The organism is Bradyrhizobium sp. MI1.11 (assembly GCF_055811255.1).
In genome coordinates, this window is sequence record NZ_JBVVPM010000007.1 from 121,486 (window position 1) to 142,522 (window position 21,037).

The 21,037-nt window shown below is 65.1% G+C and carries 24 protein-coding genes; 7 read left to right on the top strand and 17 right to left on the bottom strand.

Annotated features, from left to right (window positions below):
- Window positions 1-232: 232 nt before the first annotated feature.
- On the bottom strand, window positions 233-1,417 hold the full coding sequence (locus AC0L30_RS09710) for a DUF2125 domain-containing protein (RefSeq protein WP_473404196.1): 1,185 nt from the start codon (window positions 1,415-1,417) through the stop codon (window positions 233-235).
- 110 nt (window positions 1,418-1,527) lie between these two features.
- Between AC0L30_RS09710 and AC0L30_RS09715 the strand changes: the two genes are divergently transcribed.
- A complete protein-coding gene (locus AC0L30_RS09715) occupies window positions 1,528-2,139 on the top strand; it encodes a gamma-glutamylcyclotransferase (protein WP_007597305.1) in 612 nt (203 codons plus the stop codon).
- On the opposite strand, the gene AC0L30_RS09720 is transcribed toward AC0L30_RS09715, so the two are convergent.
- The 4 genes from AC0L30_RS09720 to ftsE all read right to left on the bottom strand — a co-directional run bounded on the left by AC0L30_RS09720 (window position 2,136) and on the right by ftsE (window position 5,341).
- Window positions 2,136-2,909 (bottom strand): lysophospholipid acyltransferase family protein, encoded by a 774-nt coding sequence (locus AC0L30_RS09720; RefSeq protein WP_219680471.1) that lies wholly within the window; start codon window positions 2,907-2,909, stop codon window positions 2,136-2,138. The two genes, AC0L30_RS09715 and AC0L30_RS09720, sit on opposite strands and share 4 nt — an antisense overlap.
- A 33-nt stretch (window positions 2,910-2,942) precedes the next feature.
- Window positions 2,943-3,647 (bottom strand): YdcF family protein, encoded by a 705-nt coding sequence (locus AC0L30_RS09725; RefSeq protein WP_007597307.1) that lies wholly within the window; start codon window positions 3,645-3,647, stop codon window positions 2,943-2,945.
- Window positions 3,648-3,720: 73 nt separating this feature from the next.
- A complete protein-coding gene (locus AC0L30_RS09730; protein ID WP_027514144.1) occupies window positions 3,721-4,689 on the bottom strand; it encodes a cell division protein FtsX in 969 nt (322 codons plus the stop codon).
- Entirely contained in the window at window positions 4,682-5,341 is a 660-nt protein-coding gene (gene ftsE / locus AC0L30_RS09735; protein ID WP_007597309.1) for a cell division ATP-binding protein FtsE, read from the bottom strand. Before ftsE ends, AC0L30_RS09730 begins: the two co-directional genes overlap by 8 nt.
- A gap of 191 nt (window positions 5,342-5,532) precedes the next feature.
- Between ftsE and AC0L30_RS09740 the strand changes: the two genes are divergently transcribed.
- Window positions 5,533-6,414, top strand: a complete 882-nt coding sequence (locus AC0L30_RS09740) for an MJ0042-type zinc finger domain-containing protein (RefSeq protein WP_473404197.1) — start codon at window positions 5,533-5,535, stop codon at window positions 6,412-6,414.
- 27 nt (window positions 6,415-6,441) lie between these two features.
- Entirely contained in the window at window positions 6,442-6,816 is a 375-nt protein-coding gene (locus tag AC0L30_RS09745) for a response regulator (protein ID WP_007597312.1), read from the top strand.
- A 103-nt stretch (window positions 6,817-6,919) separates the two neighbouring features.
- Here AC0L30_RS09745 and AC0L30_RS09750 read toward each other — a convergent pair whose 3' ends face one another.
- Together AC0L30_RS09750 and AC0L30_RS09755 are read right to left on the bottom strand one after the other, a co-directional pair.
- Window positions 6,920-8,080, bottom strand: coding sequence for a DUF4175 family protein (locus AC0L30_RS09750; RefSeq protein WP_007597314.1), 1,161 nt, complete (start codon window positions 8,078-8,080; stop codon window positions 6,920-6,922).
- Window positions 8,068-10,014 carry a TIGR02302 family protein gene (locus AC0L30_RS09755; protein WP_473404198.1) on the bottom strand — a complete coding sequence of 649 codons (1,947 nt, stop codon included), beginning with the start codon at window positions 10,012-10,014 and terminating at the stop codon, window positions 8,068-8,070. The genes AC0L30_RS09750 and AC0L30_RS09755 overlap by 13 nt, the downstream gene beginning before the upstream one ends.
- Window positions 10,015-10,191: 177 nt before the next feature.
- Between AC0L30_RS09755 and AC0L30_RS09760 the strand changes: the two genes are divergently transcribed.
- Complete coding sequence (locus AC0L30_RS09760) at window positions 10,192-10,575, top strand: carboxymuconolactone decarboxylase family protein (RefSeq protein WP_007597318.1); 384 nt, start codon at window positions 10,192-10,194, stop codon at window positions 10,573-10,575.
- 222 nt (window positions 10,576-10,797) lie between these two features.
- Entirely contained in the window at window positions 10,798-11,694 is an 897-nt protein-coding gene (locus AC0L30_RS09765) for an NAD(P)-dependent oxidoreductase (RefSeq protein WP_473255049.1), read from the top strand.
- Window positions 11,695-12,095: 401 nt separating this feature from the next.
- On the opposite strand, the gene AC0L30_RS09770 is transcribed toward AC0L30_RS09765, so the two are convergent.
- From AC0L30_RS09770 to AC0L30_RS09780, 3 genes are all read right to left on the bottom strand, one after another.
- The gene (locus tag AC0L30_RS09770) at window positions 12,096-12,251 is read right to left on the bottom strand and encodes a DUF1330 domain-containing protein (RefSeq protein ID WP_473404199.1); all 156 of its coding nucleotides are present in this window, start codon (window positions 12,249-12,251) and stop codon (window positions 12,096-12,098) included.
- Window positions 12,252-12,285: 34 nt separating this feature from the next.
- On the bottom strand, window positions 12,286-12,423 hold the full coding sequence (locus AC0L30_RS09775; RefSeq protein WP_473404200.1) for a DUF1330 domain-containing protein: 138 nt from the start codon (window positions 12,421-12,423) through the stop codon (window positions 12,286-12,288).
- 134 nt (window positions 12,424-12,557) lie between these two features.
- Window positions 12,558-13,256 (bottom strand): winged helix-turn-helix transcriptional regulator, encoded by a 699-nt coding sequence (locus AC0L30_RS09780; protein WP_354169094.1) that lies wholly within the window; start codon window positions 13,254-13,256, stop codon window positions 12,558-12,560.
- A gap of 182 nt (window positions 13,257-13,438) precedes the next feature.
- On the opposite strand from AC0L30_RS09780, the gene AC0L30_RS09785 reads away from it, so the two are divergent.
- Window positions 13,439-13,957, top strand: coding sequence for an SRPBCC family protein (locus AC0L30_RS09785; protein ID WP_473404201.1), 519 nt, complete (start codon window positions 13,439-13,441; stop codon window positions 13,955-13,957).
- A gap of 57 nt (window positions 13,958-14,014) precedes the next feature.
- Here AC0L30_RS09785 and lysA read toward each other — a convergent pair whose 3' ends face one another.
- The 3 genes from lysA to argH form a co-directional block, all read right to left on the bottom strand.
- A complete protein-coding gene (gene lysA / locus AC0L30_RS09790) occupies window positions 14,015-15,280 on the bottom strand; it encodes a diaminopimelate decarboxylase (RefSeq protein ID WP_354126838.1) in 1,266 nt (421 codons plus the stop codon).
- A gap of 23 nt (window positions 15,281-15,303) precedes the next feature.
- Window positions 15,304-15,594 carry an LPS translocon maturation chaperone LptM gene (gene lptM, locus AC0L30_RS09795; RefSeq protein ID WP_007597331.1) on the bottom strand — a complete coding sequence of 97 codons (291 nt, stop codon included), beginning with the start codon at window positions 15,592-15,594 and terminating at the stop codon, window positions 15,304-15,306.
- A gap of 94 nt (window positions 15,595-15,688) precedes the next feature.
- Entirely contained in the window at window positions 15,689-17,086 is a 1,398-nt protein-coding gene (gene argH / locus AC0L30_RS09800) for an argininosuccinate lyase (RefSeq protein WP_219680488.1), read from the bottom strand.
- A gap of 106 nt (window positions 17,087-17,192) precedes the next feature.
- Between argH and tlpA the strand changes: the two genes are divergently transcribed.
- On the top strand, window positions 17,193-17,882 hold the full coding sequence (gene tlpA, locus AC0L30_RS09805; protein ID WP_473404202.1) for a thiol:disulfide interchange protein TlpA: 690 nt from the start codon (window positions 17,193-17,195) through the stop codon (window positions 17,880-17,882).
- 10 nt (window positions 17,883-17,892) lie between these two features.
- On the opposite strand, the gene AC0L30_RS09810 is transcribed toward tlpA, so the two are convergent.
- From AC0L30_RS09810 to AC0L30_RS09825, 4 genes are all read right to left on the bottom strand, one after another.
- Window positions 17,893-18,087, bottom strand: coding sequence for a putative motility protein (locus tag AC0L30_RS09810; RefSeq protein ID WP_007597338.1), 195 nt, complete (start codon window positions 18,085-18,087; stop codon window positions 17,893-17,895).
- Window positions 18,088-18,232: 145 nt separating this feature from the next.
- Window positions 18,233-19,114, bottom strand: a complete 882-nt coding sequence (locus AC0L30_RS09815; RefSeq protein WP_007597339.1) for a 3-hydroxybutyryl-CoA dehydrogenase — start codon at window positions 19,112-19,114, stop codon at window positions 18,233-18,235.
- A 192-nt stretch (window positions 19,115-19,306) separates the two neighbouring features.
- Window positions 19,307-20,251, bottom strand: coding sequence for an electron transfer flavoprotein subunit alpha/FixB family protein (locus tag AC0L30_RS09820; protein ID WP_007597340.1), 945 nt, complete (start codon window positions 20,249-20,251; stop codon window positions 19,307-19,309).
- The gene (locus AC0L30_RS09825) at window positions 20,251-21,000 is read right to left on the bottom strand and encodes an electron transfer flavoprotein subunit beta/FixA family protein (RefSeq protein WP_007597346.1); all 750 of its coding nucleotides are present in this window, start codon (window positions 20,998-21,000) and stop codon (window positions 20,251-20,253) included. Before AC0L30_RS09825 ends, AC0L30_RS09820 begins: the two co-directional genes overlap by 1 nt.
- Window positions 21,001-21,037 lie beyond the last annotated feature (37 nt).

Sequence of the window (21,037 nt, forward strand, 5' to 3'; positions counted from 1 at the left end):
CGAACCCCAGATAATTGGGCGCGACCCTAGAGCCGGCTAGTTGGCCTTCAATAGGGCGGCAGAACGCTTCCTGTCCAGACGCCGCTGACGCACTCCTCGGCCGACGCCGGAGAGGGCCTCGCGGTTTGCGTCACCGGCACCAACAAGAGGCCCTTCGGAAGCGATCTGTTCACAGCTTCGAGCGCGTCAGGCGGTCCAAGCTGTCCGCCCGGCAGATTGATGAATTCACGAACTAGTAAAGCGGCGGGATCTGGCCGACTTTGACCGGGCCGAGCAGCACAGCGCCGTCGACGAATTTCAGCGGGAAGGTGCGAGCTTTCTTGCCTTCCAGCGTGCTCTCGGTGCCGATCGAATTGATGCCGGCGGCAACGCCGGCATTGGCGTTCTGCTTGATGACCTTGCCGAGGCCGGGAACGGCGCGGTCGAGCGCGCCGAACAGATTGTTCAGGTCCTGCGACTTCACGCCGGGCGCGACGCGATCGAGGGTTGCCTGCGGCACTCCCTCCTCCAGCATCTTCTCGATGCCGAGCGCGGGGATCACGCGCTCGAGGCCCGTCACCGTCATCTGCAGTTCGCCGTCGAGACGGCCGTTCGCCGAGAGCCCGAGCGTGCCGGCCGCAACCGCGATCATCTCGCCCTGCTGGATCCGGGACTGCACGATCTCGATATGGCCGCCGGCGGCCTGGATCTCGCGGAAGCGCTGCGGCCACGGCTTTGGCGTGAGGTCGGACAGTCCGGTGATCTTCGCCCGCGTATCGGCTTCGAACGGCTCGGCGAGCAGCGGATGAACGCCCTGGATGCTGCCCTGCGCGATCTGCAGCACGGTCTCGATCACGGGATGATCTGACGGCGATCCATCCGCGAGGCGTCCATGCAGCTCGACCTGTTTCGCGCGCGCGAGCGGCACCTGCACGCTGCCGTCGACGCGATTGACGGTGGGATCCTCGAACACGATGGAGGCGCGCTCCGGCACGGCGGGCAGGCCGACGACACTGCTGCGACCCTTGCTCCAGTTCACGACGAACGTGCTTTGCGTGACGCCGTCAGTGAGCGTCGCGGGTGCGGTGAACTCGGCAATGATGCGCTTGGGGTCGTAGACTTGGGCGACGACCAGGATGTTGTCGAGCTTCGCCGTGAACGGCGTCTTGCTGGCGTTCTGCGACACCAGGGCGACGCTGGCGCCGGAACACTGGACCTCGAAGCGGAAGGGGAAGCCCGCGATCGAGCGCTTGGCGCAATCATAGATGCGCCCGGATTTGGCCTCCTGCGCGCGCCAGGCGTCGGCGGCGATTTCGGCCTGCGACGCCGCATAGAACCAGAAGCCGCTCCACGCCACCGCGAGGATCAGGAGGATGACAGGGGCGATGAAAAGGCCCCAACGGGAGCGCCGGCCTGCGGCAACGGTCATATCGGACATGCGGCGACCCTTTGATCCCTGATTTTGTCAAATGTAAGCGAGGTAAGTCTGCGACGAAAGGCGGAGAATTCGCTTCGCTTGGGGGCGCGGTTCTGGTAGCCGTGCCCGAAATGTCGGAAATCACCCTCCCCTCCGTCACCACTGCCAAAGGCGACCTCTGGGTGTTCGGCTACGGCTCGCTGATGTGGCGGCCAGGCTTCGAATTCGAGGAGCGCGTCCCGGCGCGGCTGGTCGGCGAGCATCGCGCGCTCTGTGTCTATTCCTTCGTCCACCGTGGCACGCCGGAGAAGCCGGGTCTGGTGCTCGGCCTCGACCGCGGCGGCGCCTGCCGCGGCATCGCCTTCCGCGTCGCCGAAAAGAAACGCGCCGATGTCGTTGCCTATTTGCGCGCGCGCGAGCAGGTGACGTCGGTCTATCGCGAAGTCATGCGCTCGGTGTGGCTGGAGAACGACGCACGGCAGCGCGTCTCCGCGCTCGCCTATGTCGTCGACCGTGGCCATGTGCAATATGCCGGCCGGCTGTCGCTCACCGACCAGCATCGGCACGTGCTCCAGGGCCACGGCCAGTCGGGCGCCAACCGCGACTACGTGACCGCGACGGTGAAGGCGATCGAGGCCGAAGGTTTTCGCGATGCGCCATTGCATCAGCTTGCCATGATGCTGCATGGTGATGCGCATTCTCAGCACGCGCCGGCTCCGGTGGACGATCGGGAAAACCGCTAGCTCTCCGACGGCGCATAGCTCGGCGCCGAGCCGATCAGCTGCTCCTGCTCCTTGCGACCCGCTTCGACCAGGCGGCCGGTCGCGTCTTCGATCGCCGTTTGCACACGGGAAAGATACTCGTCCTTGGGCAAGCCCGGCGGCAGCGGATCGAGAAACTCCACCACCAGCGTGCCGGGATAGCGCATGAAGGTGCGGCGCGGCCAGAACAGGCCGGAATTGAGCGCGATCGGCAGGCACGGCGCGCCGCAGGACGAATAGATCTGCGCGAAGCCGCTCTTGTAGTCCGGTGGCGCGCCTGGGGCGCGGCGCGTGCCTTCGGGAAAGATCACAAGCTGCCCGCCGCTGCGCACCGCCTCCCGCGCACGCCGCGTCATGTCCAGCAGCGCCTTGACGCCGGCGTTGCGGTCGATCGCGATCATCCCGGTCTTGACCAGGAACTGACCGAACACCGGGATCTGCATGAGCTGACGTTTGAGGATAAAAATCGGACGGTCGAAAAAACCCGGCAGGACGAACGTCTCCCAGAACGACTGGTGCTTCGCCACGACGACCAATGGTCCCGTCGGAATCTTTTCGAGGCCGCGGAATTCCACCTTGATGTTGCAGACCGCCCGCATCAGGAACAGCGTCGCCTTCGCCCACCATTGCGCGACCCTCAGCATGGCGCGCGGCGGCAATGCGAAGGTCGGCAGCGCCACGATCGCGAGGCACACCAGCACGGTGTAGAACAGCACGTTGAACACGAGCGATCGCAGGAAAATCAAGAACATCAAGGATCCGATCAATTGCCGATCAGTTACCGATCAATTGGCCTGTGCGGTGGCGGGCCGCTTCGGCTGCAGCCCGGAAGGCTGCTCCGACATCTCGGGCGAAAGGTCAATCCCGAAATCCTCCAGCCGCACCCTGAGCTCGGCCGCGATGTACTTGACATATTCCGACAGCAGCAGCCGCAAGGTGGACGCTGAGGTCCACCACGGCTCCTCGCGCCATTTGTCGCCGACCACCACGAACGGGATCAGTGTCGTCTCCGGCATCGCATGCGAGAATTCCACCAGCGCGCGCGGCATGTGATAGTTCGAGGTGACCACGATCAGCGATTTGAAGCCGCGCCCCGCGGCCCAGCGCCGCGCTTCCGCGGCATTGCCGCGGGTCGAGACCGCGGTGCGGTCGAGATCGACGCAGCAACGCATGAAGGACTGGTTCTCCGGCAGCGTCCGGGAGATGTCGCTCGCCGTCGAGGTCGGGTGCACGCCGGAGATCAGGAGCCTCCTGCCGTAACCTGCAGCGAGCAGCTCCATCGCATCCGACACCCGCGAGGAGCCGCCGGTCAGCACCACGATGCCGTCCGCCTTGCGGTCCGGCGCGATTTCGGCGCCGCGCAATTGCGACAGAAACGCGATGAAGCCCGCCGCCGCGCCAACGAAGGCGAGCGCGATCGTCGACATCACGGCCGCGCGCAGCCAGCCGCGCGGCAGTTTCGGCGATCGATCGTCGGTCGGCGCGGTCATGCGATGTCGGTGATCCCTTCCCAGAGGTGATTTTAGGACGTTTTGAGGCGAAGTGGAGTCCGGTTTGTCGGCCTCAATCGACATCATTCAGCGTCGCGAACAGCGTCTGGCGCGAGGCGACCGCGGTGATGGCGCCGATCAGCACGGCCTGCACCGCGAGCACGATGTAGCCGGACGGCCGCAGCGAGAAGGTGCCGAGCAGCGCGGCGAACTGGTCGCCGACGGGGGTGCCGGAAAACCAGCCTGCAATCGACTCGGAGAAGCCGAACACCAGCATGGCGGCGCCGCCGCCGATCACGCCGCCCTCCAGCCCCAGCCTGAGGAAATGACGCAGGAAGCGGTTGGCGATATAGCGGTCGCCGGCGCCGACGAAATGCAGCACCTCGACGATCGGACGGTTCGCCGCCATAGCGCCTCGGGTCGCGAACGACACCGAGATGATGGTGGCGACGATGACGAGCGCGAGGATGCCGAGGCCGGCGAGCACGGTGGCGTTGGTCATCGAGCGCATGCGCTCGATCCAGGCGCGGTGATCGTCGACGCTGGCGCTGGGCGCTACCTGGGTCACGCGGGCCCGCAGAGCACCGAGATCGAGCGCGGTGCCGGGCTGCACGCGCGCGATGATCATGCGCGGCACCGGCAGATCGTCCATCGACAGGCCGGTGCCGAGCCAGGGCTCGAGCAGCTTGCCGCTCTCGTCCTTCGTGAACGGCTTGACCTCGACGATGCCGGCTTGCGCGCGCATGGCCTCGGTCACCGCCGCGGTGTCGCGTTCGAGATCGCGGCCCGTCTGCGGGCGGACCTGAATGGTGATCTCGCTCGCGACATCCGACTGCCATTCGGCGGCGGAGGCGCTCACCAGTAGCACCGTGCCGGTCGTCATCGACGCCAGGAAGGTCATGATGGCGACGACGGCGACCAGCGCGCGGCCGTGGATCGAGGCGCGCGGCACGATCGGCGACATGTTGCGCGCCCTAGCCGGAAGCGGCGGCCCCTCCTGTCCGAGATCGACCAGCACGCCGCGCTCGTCGGGCCTACTCATAGACGTGCAGCCGTCCCTGGTGCAGCACGAAGCGTCGCGCCTCGTACTGGTCCATCAGGGCGATATCGTGGGTGGCGATGATGACGGCGGTGCCTGACTTGTTGAGCTCGATGAACAGCCGCAGCAGGCGGCGACCGAGCGTCGGATCGACGCTGCCGGTCGGCTCGTCGGCCAGCAGCAGTTGCGGTCGCGAGATCACCGCGCGCGCGATCGCCGCGCGCTGCTTCTCGCCGCCGGACAGGATCGGCGGCAGCGCGTCCATGCGTTCGCCGAGCCCGACCCATTTCAGGAGGTCGATGACCTCCTTGCGGTAGCTCGATTCGCTGCGGCCCATGACGCGGAACGGCAGCGCGACGTTCTCATAGGTCGTCATGTGGTCGAGCAGGCGGAAATCCTGGAGCACGATACCGATGCGCTTGCGCAAGTTTGCGATTTCGTCCTTGCCGAGCTGCGAGATGTCGTGACCGAACAGATTGACGAGGCCCCGCGTCGGTCGATGCGAGAGGAACAACAGGCGCAGCAACGAGGTCTTGCCCGCGCCGGACGGGCCAGTGAGAAACTGGAAAGAATGCGCCGGGATCTGGAAGTTGAGGTCGCGCAGGACCTCGGACCCCAGGCCGTAACGCAATCCGACATTTTCGAACCGAACCAAGCTCAGCTCCGTTCGAGAGAGGCCGCGGGCCGCACGGCTGTGCTCGGCTCCGCGCGATCAACGGGTTTTGCGGCCGTTATGGTTTCCGGTTCGTTAACGGTCGTCCTGTAGCATAATTGGTAGCATCTTTCCCTCTCGGTTCTCCGCGACCGTGTCACCGTCAAGACTTGTCCATGCATCAAGGCTCGTCCATGCATATCGTCTGCCCTCATTGTACGACATCCTACGCCATCAAGCCCGCGAGCCTTGGGGCGAACGGCCGGACCGTGCGCTGTTCCCGTTGCAAGGAAACCTGGGTCGCCCATGCCGAGGATGCCATCGAGGAGGCATCTGTCCCGGCCATGGCCGCAGCCAGCCGGGCCGACGACCAGTCCGATCTCGCCGAGCAGTGGAACTCATTTGCCCAGGACGACGGCGCAGCTGACGCGCCTGTCGTTGACAGCCCCTCGATCGCCAGCGACTGGCCGGACCAGGAGACCAGCGACACCGAAGACGAATGGTCGGCGGCTGCCCGGTCCGTCGAGGAGGAAGTCGTCGGCGAACAGCACCAGTCCTGGTTCCAAGGCCTGTTCGGCCGTCGCCGCGGCGCCCGAGTGCGCCGTCAAGTCGCCACCGCGGCCCCGCGAAAATCCCATTTCGGCCTGCCAACCGCCTGCGCCGCCATGGGCGCGCTAGTGCTGGCGCTGGTGATCTGGCGCGGCGATATGGTGCGACTGCTGCCGCAGACGGCCGCCTTCTACAGGATGGTCGGCCTCGAAGTTAACCTGCGCGCACTGGCCTTCAAGGACGTCAAGCTCTCCAGCGAGGCCGTGGACGGTAAGCAGGTGCTGGTGATCGAGGGCGTGATCGTGGGCCAGGGCAAGAAGCCGCTCGACATTCCCCGGTTGCGCTTCGCGGTGCGCGACGCGCAAGGCGCGGAAATCTACGCCTGGAACACCGTTCTGGAACAGACCGTGCTACAGCCCGGCGAGCGCGCCTTCTTCCGCTCGCGCCTGGCCTCGCCGCCCCCGGAGGGCCGCAATATCGACGTTCGCTTCTTCAACCGGCGCGACATCGCCGGCGGCAGCGTATAATCGATTTCGCAGGTCAAGGTTCGTCTCATGTCCAAAATCCTGATCGCCGACGACGAGGATTCGATGCGCCAGCTGGTGGCACGCGCCATCGCCATGGACGGGCACGAGATCGTCACCGCACAAGACGGCGCCGAGGCGCTGGAGATCCTGACCCGCGCGGGCGGCCAGTTCGACCTGCTGCTCACCGACATCCAGATGCCGGTGATGGATGGCATCGCGCTGGCGCTTTCCGTCGCACGCGATTTCCCCGATTTGACCATTCTGCTGATGACCGGCTTTGCCGACCAGCGCGAGCGCGCCTCGAATCTCAATGCGCTGGTGCATGACGTCGTGACCAAGCCGTTCTCGGTCGCCGACATCCGCACGGCGGTGGCGGATGCGCTGGCGGCGAAGAAGGGGTAGCAGGCGGGGTCGTAGCTTGTAGCCCGGATGAGCGCAGCGACATGCGGGGCCGGCGGCCCCGGATATCGCTTCGCTCATCCGGGCTACGAAAGCTGCGACAGCCTCAAAAATCCTTCAGCAGCCGCTCGATGTAGTCGAGTTCGATCTGCGGGCGCGAGCTATCCCCCAAGCGGCGGCGGAGCTCCTCGAGGATGCGCCGGACGCGCTGGGCGTCGATCTCGCCGGGGATCTTGACCGTGTAGTCGTCGCTCAGATCGCGGCCGTGAAGGGGGCGGCCGAGCGGATCGGTCTGATTGCCGCCGCTCTGCTGGCGGCCGGGCCGGTTGCCGGGACCATCGCCCTGCCCGTCGCCATCGCCCTGCTGCATCGCCTCGGCCATCTTCTGCGCGCCCTTGCGCAAGGCCTCGAGCGCTTTCCCCTGCGCGTCCACGGCACCATCCGAATTGCCTTCGCCGAGCTGCGAGCCGGCATCGCCCATGGCCCCGTCGGCGGCGTCCAGACTGCCGTCGTCATCGCCCTGGTCGCCGTCCTGATCGCCATCCTGGCCCGGCTGTCCCTGCTCGCCCTGCTGACCCTTTTGCCCCTTCTGGCCCTGGCTCTTCTGGCCCTTTTGCCCCTTCTGCGTGAGGCCGCGCTTGGCGAGTTCGTCCTGCAGCTTCTTCAGGCGATCCCGCAGCGACTGCTGATCCTGCTGGAGGTCCGACATCGACTGGTCGCCCTGCTGCTTGCCGCGCGAGCGCTCACGCCGGGAATCCTGGCCCTGCTTGAAAGTCTTGTCGCGCAATTGCTGCTGCTTGCGGATCATGTCGCTGAGCTCGTTGAGCGCCTGCTCCATGTCGCTGTCGCCGGATTGCCCGGGCTGCGCCATCTGGAGATTTTCCATGATCTGCGCGAGCTGCTCGAGCATGCGCTGAGCCGCTTCTTTGTTGCCTTCGCGCGCCGCCTTCTCGATTTGCTTCAGCAATTCGTCGAGGTCGCGCTGCGTGATGACGGAACGATCGCGATTGGAGGATTGGCTCTTTTCCGTCGCGCGCTTGTAGTCCTCGAGCTTCTGAATCGCATCGGATTGATTGTTCAGGCTTTTGCCGGATTCCTTCTGCCTGAGGCTGTCGCCGGAATCCTGCATCGCCTTTTCAGCGCCATCGAGCAGGGCATCGACATCCTGATCCTGCTGGGCAGCCACGGGCGAGACGCCTCCCAACAGGAAGGCGAGGCAGGCGATCGAGATCGCCTTCAAGACTGGCACGCGTGCTAGCTTCCGCATTTACGGTCTCGCGTCGACTGGTTGGCACCGTCGTTGCCCGGCTTCGCCCGGTTGTTCGCCGACTTGCGATAGGCCTGAAGCTGCTCGCGCAACGCGTCCTGCTGCTTCGCCAGCTCTTCGAGCTGCTCGGGCGTGGCGTTCTGGGTCTTTTGTTTCAGCTCGACAGACTTGTCGAGGATGAGCTGAACCTCTGCCGGGAAAGGCTGCCGCGGTCCAAGCGGATTCTGCTCGGCGCGCCGGGCGAGATCGCGCACCTTGCCGGCCATCGCTTCGCGAAGCTTTTGCGTCAGCGCCTTGATCTCGTCCTCGCTGGCGCCGCGTTCCAGCGCCCGCTTGAGCGCGTCCTGGGCCGAGCGCAGCGCGGCGTTGACGCTGCCGGCGACACCGTCGTCCTCAATGGTGACCGCGAACGCCCACATGCTTCCCACCACATCGCGCAGCGCGTCGTCGGTGCGGGCGGCTTCCAGCTGCAGCGCCAGGCTGCGCAGGCCGAGATAGCAGCCCGCATCCGGCGTGAACAATTCGGGCGCGATCATCAGCGCGTCGAGCGCGGCGTAGACATCCGAATTCTTGTTGGCGTCGAGCGCGAGGATGCGGCGCTGTTCGACCAGCGCGCGCGCGAGCGAGTTGGTGAACAGTCGCTCGGGCAGGCGCATGTTGAAGGGCTCGCTCCGGGCCTCGTTGCCGGCCTCGTCCTTGGCGGTGAGGGTCAGCGTGACATCGGCGCCGGCATAGGGATCCTCGCTGAGATCCTTCACCGTCTGGCCGACGCCGTTGCGGGTGCGCGCATTCGGCAGCACGAGCGGGAATTGCGGAGGCTGGAATAGCGGCCGCGCGGCAGCCTTGGTGTCGGCCTCCTTGCTGCCATCCTTGACACCATCTTTGGCGTCGGCGGGACGCAGGCCGATTTGCGCGTCGGCGCCGGTGACGCCGTAATCGTCCTCGACCTTGTAGGTGAGCTGGAGTCCGCCACGGGCCTGGCGCTCGGGATCCTTGGCCAGCGCGATCGTCGGCGCACGATCCGGCGTTGCCGCAAACGCCCATTGCGGCTGGCCAGAGGGCGCACGGACATGCGCGGTGCCGTCGCCGCTGATGGTAAAATGCTTCTCGTTGGTGCCCTTGGGCGCAGCTTCGGTAGGCGCGACCTCCTTGAGGCCGCCGGAGACGGCAACATCCAGGCTGCCGCCGGAGGAGCGAACGATCAGGGTCGAGCCAGCGGGAACGGCAAGCGGGCCGCTGGCCGGCAGCGCCGCGGCCTCCTTGTTCGCGGCCGACAAGATGATTGGCGGCTTACCGGTGTAGAGCGGCGGCGTGACCCAGGCATCGACGCGAACATTCGCCGGGGCCAGCATGCCGTTCAAGTGGAAGGCGGCCCCGAGCCGCATCGCACGTTCGTCGCCGGCGGCGAAGAAGGTCGCCACCAGCATCACCATGACCAGCGCGCGCAACGCCCAGGGATCATGCAGAGCGAGCCGGGGCTTCGGCAGACCGGCGCGGATGCGCTTGATCGAAGCCAGCGTGCGCTCGCGCTGCGCCCGCCACAATGCCTGCGCAACCGGGTCCTGCGAGCTGAGCGTGTCCGTCAGCGTGGTGGCCGGCCGATGACGGATGCCGGAGCCGCGATCGAGCCGGGCCAGCGCCTCCTCGCGGCTCGGCCAGCGAAAGCGACTCAACGGGAACAGGACGGCAATCGCAATGCCGGCGAAAACCACGAGCCCGATGGCGCGGGCAATGAAGGGCAGCGCCAGCCAGAGGCCGGCCCAGGACACCACAAGGAACAGGCCGACGACAGTGAGAAGCCGCGCCAAATTCGGCCAGGCACGCTCCCACGCGATGGCATAAGTGGCCCGCTGCAGGGCTTGCGCCAGCTTCAGCCGCGACAGAGCGTCGCCATCGCGGATCGGGTCTGACGGGTCGGGGGTGACGCCGTTCAATCAACTCTCCAGGTTGCCCGGTAGAGAAGCGTACCACAACGGCAGCACTGAGGCATCCGTTCCTGTACGGGAGACACCCCTTTTCCCGCATAACACGAGGACGTGACTGACCCGCCGCAACCCCGTAATTTCCGCGCCGCCAGCCAAGAAAAACGCAAGAGAAGCAAAGGAAACGCCATGGACAAGAAGATGCATGACAAGGGCCTGGAAGTCCGCAAAGCGGTGCTGGGCGAGGCCTATGTCAACAACGCCCTGAAGACCGTCGACGATTTCAACCGTCCGTTCCAGGAGATGCTCAACGAATATTGCTGGGGCACCGTGTGGGGCCGCGAGGAGCTGCCGCGCAAGACCCGCAGCATGCTCAACATCGCGATGATCGCGATCCTCAATCGTCAGCACGAATTCCGCGCGCATCTGAAGGGCGCCCTCACCAACGGTGTCAGCCGCGACGAGATCCGCGAGATCCTGATGCAGGTCGCAATCTATGGCGGCATGCCGGCTGCGGTCGACAGTTTTCGGATCGCGCGCGAGGTGTTCGCGGAGATCGACGGCAAGGCGTGAGCGGTGCCGGCGTGAGGGACGGGGACGCGACGTCCCTCTCCCACGTCGTCCTGGCGAAAGCCAGGACCCATAGCCCCCGGCAGGTGTGGTTACGGGGACTCGGAGTTGCCACTTCGCGCCACAACCTCTCCCCGGGGTAATGGGTCCTGGCTTTCGCCAGGACGACACCGAGGATGGATGCGCGCGATCAACAACAACGAACATTCAACACAAGGAAACACCATGGACATCGGATTCATCGGCCTCGGAAACATGGGTTTCCCGATGGCGCGACGGCTGATCGAAGCCGGCAACCGGCTCGTCGTGTTCGACACGCGCCGGGAGGCCGTCGACAAGCTGGTGGCGCGCGGCGCCACTGCGGCGACGTCGCCGAAGGAGGTCGCTGACCAGGTCGAGACGGTCATGGCGAGCCTGCCTTCGCTGCAGGCGTCGCTCGCGGTTGCGACGGGGCCGAACGGCGTGATCGAGGGGAGCCGCGTCAAACGCTTCATCGATCTCTCCACCGTCGGCTCGGCGATGGCGGTGAAGATTCACGGCCTGCTCGCCGAGCATGACATCGTGCAGATCGACTGCCCCGTCTCCGGCGGCGTCGGCGGCGCCGAGAAAGGCACGCTCGCAGTGATGGTCTCGGGGCCGAAGACCGAGTTCGAGCTGCTCAAGCCCGCGCTCGACATCATCGGAAAGGTGTTCTTCATCGGCGAGAAGCCCGGCGCGGCGCAGACCATGAAGCTCGCCAACAACTTCTTGTCCGCCACCGCGATCGTGGCGACCTCGGAAGCGGTGGTGATGGGCGTCAAGGCAGGGCTCGATCCTGCCGTGATGATCGACGTCATCAATGCCGGCTCCGGCATGAACACCGCGAGCCGCGACAAGTTTCCGCGCGCTGTGCTGCCGCGCAGCTTCGACTTCGGCTTCGCCACGGGACTGATGGTGAAGGACGTGCGGCTGGCGCTGGAGGAGATGAAGCAGCTCGGCCTGTCGATGGAGGTCGCGGATGCGGTCGGCCGCTTGTGGGAGACGGTCATCAGCGCGGAAGGCGCCGAGTCCGATTTCACCGCGGCGATCAAGCCGATCGAGAAGAAGGCGGGCGTCGTGGTTGGCGGCAGGCCACCCAGCTAGCGCCAACACGAGAACGCAGCGCCGACGACCGGCGCTGCGCTGTCCTCCTTGGATCGATCTGCTACGTGCGGCGTCTGCCAAGGTCCGGAAGGTCGATCGGCTGCTCCAGTTGCAGGGAGGCCGAGCCCCCGCTGCATTTGATGTACTTCTCGTCGCACCTGCGCATGCACCGTCTCTCGCTCGAGCATTTCGCAGAGGTGTTGTTGCAGCTGACCCACGTGATGTCGCACCGCGTGACCCGGGCCGACGCGACGGCGGAAAGTCCGAGCAGGAAGGCCACGCTGCAAGCTACGAAAAGCATGCGAAGCAGGCCAGCGCCGGCGAGTGAACCGTTCATTCCAATCTCCTGTGTTGGCCGGGCACGTCTGCGCCTGCGGCCGAGTGTTTGACGAAGACGCAGTTCAAGCCTTGGCGAGATAGGGGATCGTGCCGGCCAAGTCCGTATCGTCGATCAACTGGAAGCGGCTCTCGCTGCCGCCCCTGCGCGCTGCCGCGAAGCGGCCGTAGGCGGGATCAGCGACGAAGGACTCCGCTGCCTTCGCGGTTGGAAACGACATGATCGCGATCAGCGATGTGTCGAGAGGGGCACCTTCAAGGGTTTTTCACATTGCCGCTGCGGGAAAGATACTTGCCGCCATGCTTGTGCACCAACTCGTGGACGGACGCTGCGTAGTCCGGCACCCACTTTCCGTCAGTCACTTTGATGTCCGCGATCAGATACGCTGTCATGTCGTGTCTCCTGGCTCGAGTTCAGCTCCGCGTTGATACAGGCGGGCATCATTTGGGTGCCAGAACACGGCGCGGGCTCGCCAGTACGGGAACTGTAGCGGGGCGATACAAATACTGAATTGCGCCGCCCTGGATCAGCTCGCCAGCTTGCGTTCCTTGGCGAACGGGCTGAGGCCCAGCCAGCTTTGCATGGCCGCGGCAAGCTGCCGGTCGCCGGTGAGCAGCATCCGCCGGCTTGCGACGGCCGCGCGCACGGTATCGAGTCCCATCCAGATCGCCGTCATGGTGCGCAGATCAACCGACACGTAAAGGTCGACGTCGAAACCGGGATCAATCGAGCAGAGGTCGACGCCGTCGTCGGGATCGACGATCAGCCACCACAATCGCTGCGTCGAAGGTAATTCCGGATAGGCGAACTGCAGCACGGTGCGACTGGTCGGCATCGGGGTCGTGTTCAGATTCCGCCGCATGTCCCACATCAACAGCTGGACATCGAGATGCTGAAGCGACAGATGCGACTCGATGCGGCGCTGGCCCCAGATGCCGAACGCCTCGACGATGGGGCCGAGTTCGCGTCCGGCGGCGGTCAGCTGATACTCGATCACGCCGCGCTCGGAAGTCGACGGCTGGCGGATCACGATGCCTGCAGCTTCGAGTTCCTTCAGGCGCTGGGAAAGCAGCGCAGGCGACATGCGGGGAACGCCGCGGCGCAACTCGTTGAACCGGGTCGAGCCGGCGACGAGTTCACGTAGCAGTACGACGGTCCAGCGCGTGCATAATATCTCGGCCGCCATCGCGACCGGACAGAACTGCCTGTAGCTGCCGATGGTCATGCGGGCCTCCGTGACAAGCGAAGGCGCAAGCTTAGGGCCGCGGCGCGCGGCTTCCTAGTTCAGTTTCTGTATCAGCAGCGATTCATTCTCTGAACTGGCCGCGGACCGTGGTGAGCGTCTATTCGACCGGCATTGGCAAGCCGGCCGCCGCAATCACGGCCCGCCGGACACAGGAGATTACCATGAAGAAATACGATTCAGCGGCTTCCAGATTGCTCGTTTCGGTTCGCAGCGCCGCGATTTGCACCCTCGGCCTGGGCGTCGGCGTCATGCCGGCATCCGCAGCCAATCTGACGAGGAGCATCGAGGTCAGCAGTGCTGCGGCCGAGGTGTGGTCCGTCATCGGGCCGTTCTGCGCGATCAAGGATTGGCTGCCGCCGGTGGGGCCGTGCATTGCGGACGGGAAGTCGCCGCCAACCCGGACGCTCGTCACCAGGGACGGCAAGGCTTCGTTCGTGGAGACGCAGACTGCGCGGAACGACAAGGACTTCAGCTATTCCTACGCGTTCCTGTCGAGTCCATTGCCGGTGAGCCAGTACAAGTCGACCATCAAGGTCACGGCAAAGGGTGAAGGCGCGTCGGTGGTGACATGGACCGGCATCTACACGCCCGACCCGGGGCGGGAGAAGGAAGCGGTCGATGCCCTCGGCGGCGTCTATGATTCCGGCCTCGCCGCGATCAGGGACCGGTTCAAGAAGTAGGGGTCAATGCAGCGATGGGCGCAGCGCTAGCTGCGCTCATCGTGGACAATCACAGCCTCACAGCCACGGCGCCGGCGTATCCATCGCGATCAATTGCTCGACCTCGATGCGCGGACGCACGACGGCGTACTGGTCGCCCTTCACCAGCACCTCGGGCACCAGCGGCCTCGTATTGTAGGTGCCGGCCTGCACCGCGCCATAGGCGCCGGCGGTCATGATGGCGATCAGGTCGCCGGGCTTTGGCGTCGGCAGCGTGCGGTCGAGCGCGAGGTAGTCGCCGGTCTCGCAGACCGGGCCGACGACGTCGGCCATGATGGTCGCGGCCCCCTTCGCAGGCTGCGTCACCGGCAGGATGTCGTGATGGGCCTCGTACAGCGTCGGACGGATCAGATCGTTCATGGCGGCGTCGATGATGACGAAATTCTTGCCGTCACCGTGCTTCACATAGATCACCTTGGCGACCAGAATGCCGGCATTGCCGACGATCATGCGCCCCGGCTCGAACATCAGCGTGCAGCCGAGATTGTGGCTGACGCGCTTGACCATGGCGGCATAGGCGTCGGGCGCCGGCGGCGCCTCGCGGTCCATGTAATAGGGAATGCCGAGGCCGCCGCCGAAATCCACATGCGAGATGTTGTGGCCGTCGGCGCGCAGCGTCTGCACGAATTCGGAGAGGATGCGGAACGCGATCTCCATCTTGGAGAGGTCAGTGATCTGGCTGCCGATATGCACGTCCGTGCCTGTGACCTCGATGCCCGGCAGCTTCGCGGCGCGGGCATAGACCTCGCGGGCATGCGTAATCGGGATGCCGAACTTGTTCTCGGACTTGCCGGTCGAGATCTTTGCATGCGTGCCGGCATCGACGTCAGGATTGACACGGATCGAGATCCGCGCGGTCTTGCCCGTCTCGGTCGCAAGGCGCGACAGCAGCTCGAGCTCGGGCTCGGATTCGACGTTGAGGCAGAGGATGTCGGCGGCCAGCGCGGCGCGCAGCTCGGCTTCCGTCTTGCCGACGCCGGAGAACAGGATCTTATTGGCGGGAATGCCGGCGGCCAGCGCGCGCTTCAATTCGCCGCCGGAGACCACGTCCGCGCCGGCGCCGAGCCTGGCCAGCGTGCGCAGTACCGACTGGTTGGAATTCGCCTTCATGGCGTAGCAGACCAGCACCTTCTCGCCGGCGAAAGCGTCGGTGAAAACCCGATAGTGCCGCTCGAGCGTCGCGGTCGAATAGCAATAGAACGGCGTGCCGACGGTTGCGGCCAGCTCGGACAGATTCACCGCCTCGGCGTGCAGCACGCCGTTGCGATAGTCAAAATGGTTCATGGCGTTGGCTCAGTTGCCCCAGCCTATCGGCTGGGTCTTTCGTCCAGCAGCGGGTCGAGGATGAACGGTCTCTTTTTGCCCTTGGTCGCCGCCGGTGCGGCGTCCGCGCCATAGGTGGGATTGAACACGCTCGGCGTCCTCTCGGCTTCGGTCTCGGTGTCGGTCGGTGGCGCGATGTTCGCCGTGGACGCGCTGGAGGCGGTCGGCGGCAGATCCAGCGGGCCCTTGCGGCCACAGCCGGCAAGCGCGAGCGCCGTCAGGCTCAAGACAATGATGGCCCACCCCGAGCCGGCCGGGCGAAACTTTGACGTCACGACGAAATCCCCACTACGCGCGGCGCACCATACAGAGATTGGCGCGCTCTGGCGAGACCCGGATGATCATGAAACATAAGCGAAATTTTGCCCCTCAGCCCAATTTTCGCTCTTTTTCCAGCCGCCTCAGCCAGGCCTTGGCCTGCGATGCCACGTTCTTCGGTGCGGTGCCGCCGAAGCTGGTCCGGCTCTTCACCGACGATTCGACCGAGAGCACGCCGAGCACGTCTTTCGTGATCTTCGCTTCGATTGCCTGCATCTCCTTGAGCGGGAGCTCGTGCAGCGCCACGCCGCCCTCGGCGGCTTTCGCGACGATGCGGCCGGTGACGTGGTGGGCCTCGCGGAACGGCATCTTCAGCGTCCGCACCAGCCAGTCGGCAAGATCGGTCGCGGTGGCGTAGCCCTCGCCTGCAGCAAGCTTCATCTTCGCTTCATCAGGCACGAGATCCCGGACCATGCCGGTCATGGCGCGGATCGCGAGCGACAGCGCGGCGAAGCCTTCCATGGCGCCCTGCTTGTCCTCCTGCATGTCCTTTTGATAGGCGAGCGGCAGGCCTTTCATCACGATCAGCAACCCATTGAGCGCGCCGATCACGCGGCCGGTCTTGGCGCGCACCAGCTCGGCGGCGTCAGGATTGCGCTTCTGCGGCATGATCGAGGATCCCGTGGTGAACTTGTCGCTGAGGCGGATCATGCCGACCAGCGGCGAGGTCCAGATCACGATCTCCTCGGCGAAGCGCGACATGTGCACGGCGCAGATCGAGGCCGCCGACAGCGTCTCCAGCACGAAGTCGCGATCGGAGACCGCATCGAGCGAGTTGGCCATCGGACGATCAAAACCGAGCGCCTTCGCCGTGGCGTGACGATCGATCGGGAACGAGGTACCGGCGAGCGCCGCAGCTCCGAGCGGGGATTCGTTCAGCCGCTTGCGCGCGTCCTGGAAACGGCCGCGATCGCGCGCGGCCATCTCGACATAGGCGAGCAGATGGTGGCCGAAGGTCACCGGCTGCGCGGTCTGCAGGTGCGTGAAGCCGGGCATGACCGTCCCGGCATGCTCCAGCGCGCGCTCGACCAGCGCCTGCTGGAACGCGGCGAGTGAGGCGTCGGTCTCATCGAGGACATCGCGGACATAGAGACGGAAATCGGTCGCGACCTGGTCGTTGCGCGAGCGCGCGGTGTGGAGGCGGCCGGCGGCGGGGCCGATCAGCTCGGACAGCCGGCTCTCCACATTCATGTGAATGTCCTCGAGCGCGCGCTTGAATTCGAAGCCGCCCTTGCCGATCTCTGACAAAATCGTGTCTAGACCCTTGCCGATATTTTTCGCATCAGAGGCCGTGATGATGCCCTGCGCGGCCAGCATCGCGGCGTGGGCCTTGGACGCGGCAATGTCCTGGGCAAAGAGGTGACGATCGACGTCGATGGAGACGTTGATCTCTTCCATGATCTCGTCGGGGCGTTCCGAGAACCGGCCGCCCCACATCTTGTTGCTCATGATCCCCTGCTCACGCCTTGCCTGTCGCCGCCGCACGTTTGCTGACGGCTGCCAGCCGTATTAAGAGGCCTCTGATAGCCATATCTGCGACCGGATGACAAACGATATGCTCGACCCCAATGACAGGCTCGACCAAAGATCAGCACGGTCGACCACGCGCCGGATCCCCGTCGTCATCGCCACCGTGGTGGTCGGGGGCCTGGCTGGCTTTGCCGCGCTGTACGGGCTGGGCCTGGGCCGGGCCCCATCCGGCGATCCCGCCTGCCGGGCGGCGGTGAACACCGCACAGAAGATCGCCCCGCTCGCCCATGGCGAGGTAGCGGCGCTGACCATGGCGACCGCACCGCTGAAGCTGCCGGACCTGGCCTTCGAGGACGCCGACGGCAAGCCAAAGAAGCTGTCGGATTTCCGCGGAAAGACGCTGCTGGTCAACCTCTGGGCCACCTGGTGCGTGCCATGTCGAAAAGAGATGCCGGCGCTGGACGAGCTCCAGGGCAAGCTGTCAGGCCCGAATTTCGAGGTGGTGGCGATCAATATCGATACCCGCGACCCCGAGAAGCCTAAGACGTTTCTGAAAGAGGCCAATCTTATCAGGCTCGGCTATTTCAACGATCAGAAAGCCAAGGTTTTTCAGGATCTTAAGGCGATAGGCCGGGCCTTGGGCATGCCCACCTCGGTGCTGGTCGATCCTCAAGGCTGCGAGATCGCGACGATCGCGGGGCCGGCGGAATGGGCGAGCGAGGATGCGCTCAAGCTGATCCGGGCTGCGACGGGCAAAGCCGCCGCGTCGTTCTAAGCGATGATGTTTAGGCGGTGACGTTGATGTTGCCGCCGACGCCGGCGCCGACATTGGCGAGCGAGGGCTGTCCGGCGCCGAGCAGCGTCAGGACGGTGGATTTCTCCGCATCCGCGTTCTGCTTCATCAGCGTCGCCGAGATATTCGACTGCAGCGCGCCTTGCTGAGAGGCCAGCATGCTGCTGACCATCGCCATCATGTCCATTACGCAAACCCTCGTACCGCGCGTAACCTAGAGGCGAGCGGTTAACGGGACATGAATTGTCACGAAGCGCTGTAGGGGGCTTTGTCCGTGTTCCGGACGCGGGCGGCACGAAGTGACGCACCGCAGAGCCGGGGCACGAGACCGCTTATCTCGTCGGAACCGGCTTGGCGCCGCGATAGTCATAGAAACCGCGTTGGGTCTTGCGACCGAGCCAGCCCGCCTCGACGTATTTCACCAGCAACGGGCACGGGCGGTACTTGGAGTCGGCGAGGCCCTCATGCAGCACCTGCATGATCGACAGGCAGGTATCGAGACCGATGAAATCGGCGAGCTCCAGCGGGCCCATCGGATGGTGCGCCCCGAGCTTCATCGCCGCGTCGATCGCCTCCACGTTGCCCACGCCTTCGTACAGCGTGTAAATCGCCTCGTTGATCATCGGCAGCAGGATGCGGTTGACGATGAAGGCCGGGAAATCCTCGGAGACCGCGACCTGTTTGCCGAGCTTGCCGACGAATTCCTTTGACGCCTCGAAGGTCTGGTCGTCCGTGGCGATACCGCGGATCAGCTCCACCAGCTCCATCAACGGCACCGGATTCATGAAGTGAATGCCGATGAAGCGTTCGGGCCGGTCGGTGGCGGCGGCGAGCCGGGTGATCGAGATCGAGGAGGTATCGGAGGCAACGATCGCCTCCGGCTTCAACACGGCGCAGAGATCGTGGAAAATCTTGCGCTTGACCTCTTCCTTCTCGACCGCGGTCTCGATCACGAGATCGCAGTCTGCGAGATCGTCCAGCTTTTCGCCGGCCACGATACGCGCCATCGCCTTGGCTTTGTCGTCCTCGCTAACGGCTTTCTTGGAGACCTGGCGCGTCAGGTTACCGTTGATCGTGGCCATGCCTGACTTGAGGCGGTCGGTCGAAATGTCGTTGAGCACCACGTCGAAGCCGGCCAGCGCAGCGACATGCGCGATGCCATTGCCCATCTGCCCCGCGCCGATCACGCCGACCTTCTTGATTACTGCCGCCATAATGTCATCCACCGGAACGGCGCGCTATCAACCGCGCCTGCCTATCCCCCGAGCCGGGAGATCCGATTTAATCAGAACCCGGCCTCGAAACCTAGATTGGATCGCTTCGAAGGCGTGTCCCACGCCAAAGAAAACGCCTCAAAAAGCAACACCGGCCGGAGTTTATAGCTCCGGCCGGTGTTTTAGCGCGTTTTACTTGCCGAGCTTGCCGAGTTCGGCGGTCAGCTCCGGAACCGCCTGGTAGAGGTCGGCGACCAGGCCGTAATCGGCAACCTGGAAGATCGGCGCGTCCTCGTCCTTGTTGATCGCGACGATCACCTTGGAGTCCTTCATGCCGGCCAGATGCTGGATCGCGCCGGAAATGCCGACCGCGACATAGAGCTCGGGGGCCACGACCTTGCCGGTCTGGCCGACCTGCCAGTCGTTCGGCGCATAGCCCGCATCCACCGCGGCACGCGAAGCGCCGACACCGGCGCCGAGCTTGTCGGCGAGCGGCTCGATGTACTTTGCGAAGTTCTCGCGGCTCTGCATGGCACGGCCACCGGAGACGATGATCTTGGCCGAGGTCAGCTCGGGACGGTCGCTCTTTGCGACTTCCTCGCCGACAAAGGACGACAGGCCCGGATCGGCCGCCGCCGCGACGCTCTCGACCGACGCGCTGCCGCCTTCGCCCGCTGCAGCGAAGGTGGAGGTGCGCACCGTGATGACCTTCTTGGCGTCCTTGGACTTCACCGTCTGGATGGCGTTGCCGGCGTAGATCGGACGCTCATAGGTGTCGGGGGCGACCACCTTGGTGATCTCCGAGACCTGCATGACGTCGAGCAGGGCCGCGACGCGCGGCATCACGTTTTTGAAGCGCGAGGTCGCGGGCGCGACGATGGCGTCGTAGCCGGGAGCCAGCGAGACGATCAGCGCGGCCAGCGGCTCGGCCAGATCGTGCGCGTAAAGCGCGCCGTCGGCGAGCAGCACCTTCTTCACACCGGCAAGCTTTGCGGCCGCGTCCGCCGCGGCCTTCGCATTCTCGCCGGCCACCAGAACCTCGACATCCGCGCCGAGCGCGGCCGCTGCGGTCAGGGCCTTGTTGGTCGCATCCTTGAGCGACGCATTGTCGTGTTCGGCAATCAGAAGCGTCGTCATCAGAGCACCCCGGCTTCGTTCTTGAGTTTCGACACCAGCTCGGCGACGTCCTTGACCTTGACGCCCGCCTTGCGGCCCGCCGGCTCGGTCGTGTTGAGAACCTCTAGGCGCGCGGTGAGATCGACGCCGTAATCGGCGGCGGTCTTGTCCGCTATCGGCTTCTTTTTGGCCTTCATGATGTTGGGCAGCGAGGCATAGCGCGGCTCGTTGAGACGGAGATCGGTGGTCACGATCGCCGGTCCCTTCAGCTTCACGGTCTGCAAGCCGCCGTCGACTTCGCGGGTGACCTTGAAGTCGCTGCCTTCAACCTCGAGCTTCGAGGCGAAGGTCGCCTGCGACCAGCCGAGCAGCGCGGCCAGCATCTGGCCGGTCTGATTGCTGTCGTCGTCAATCGCCTGCTTGCCGAGAATGATCAGGCCCGGCTGCTCTTCGTCCGCAATCTTCTTCAGGATCTTGGCGACGGCGAGCGGCTCGACCGCACCCTCGGCCTTCACCAGGATGCCGCGATCGGCGCCCATGGCGAGACCGGTGCGGATCGTTTCCGACGCCTGCGCCGGTCCGATGGAGACCACCACGACTTCGGTCGCCTTGCCGGCTTCCTTCAGGCGCAGCGCTTCTTCGACCGCAATTTCGTCGAACGGGTTCATCGACATTTTGACGTTGGCGAGTTCAACACCCGATCCATCGCTCTTGACGCGGACCTTGACGTTGTAATCGACCACCCGCTTTACCGGCACCAAGACCTTCATCGATCCTCTTTCACTCAATCTGGGAGGGGGGTTATCA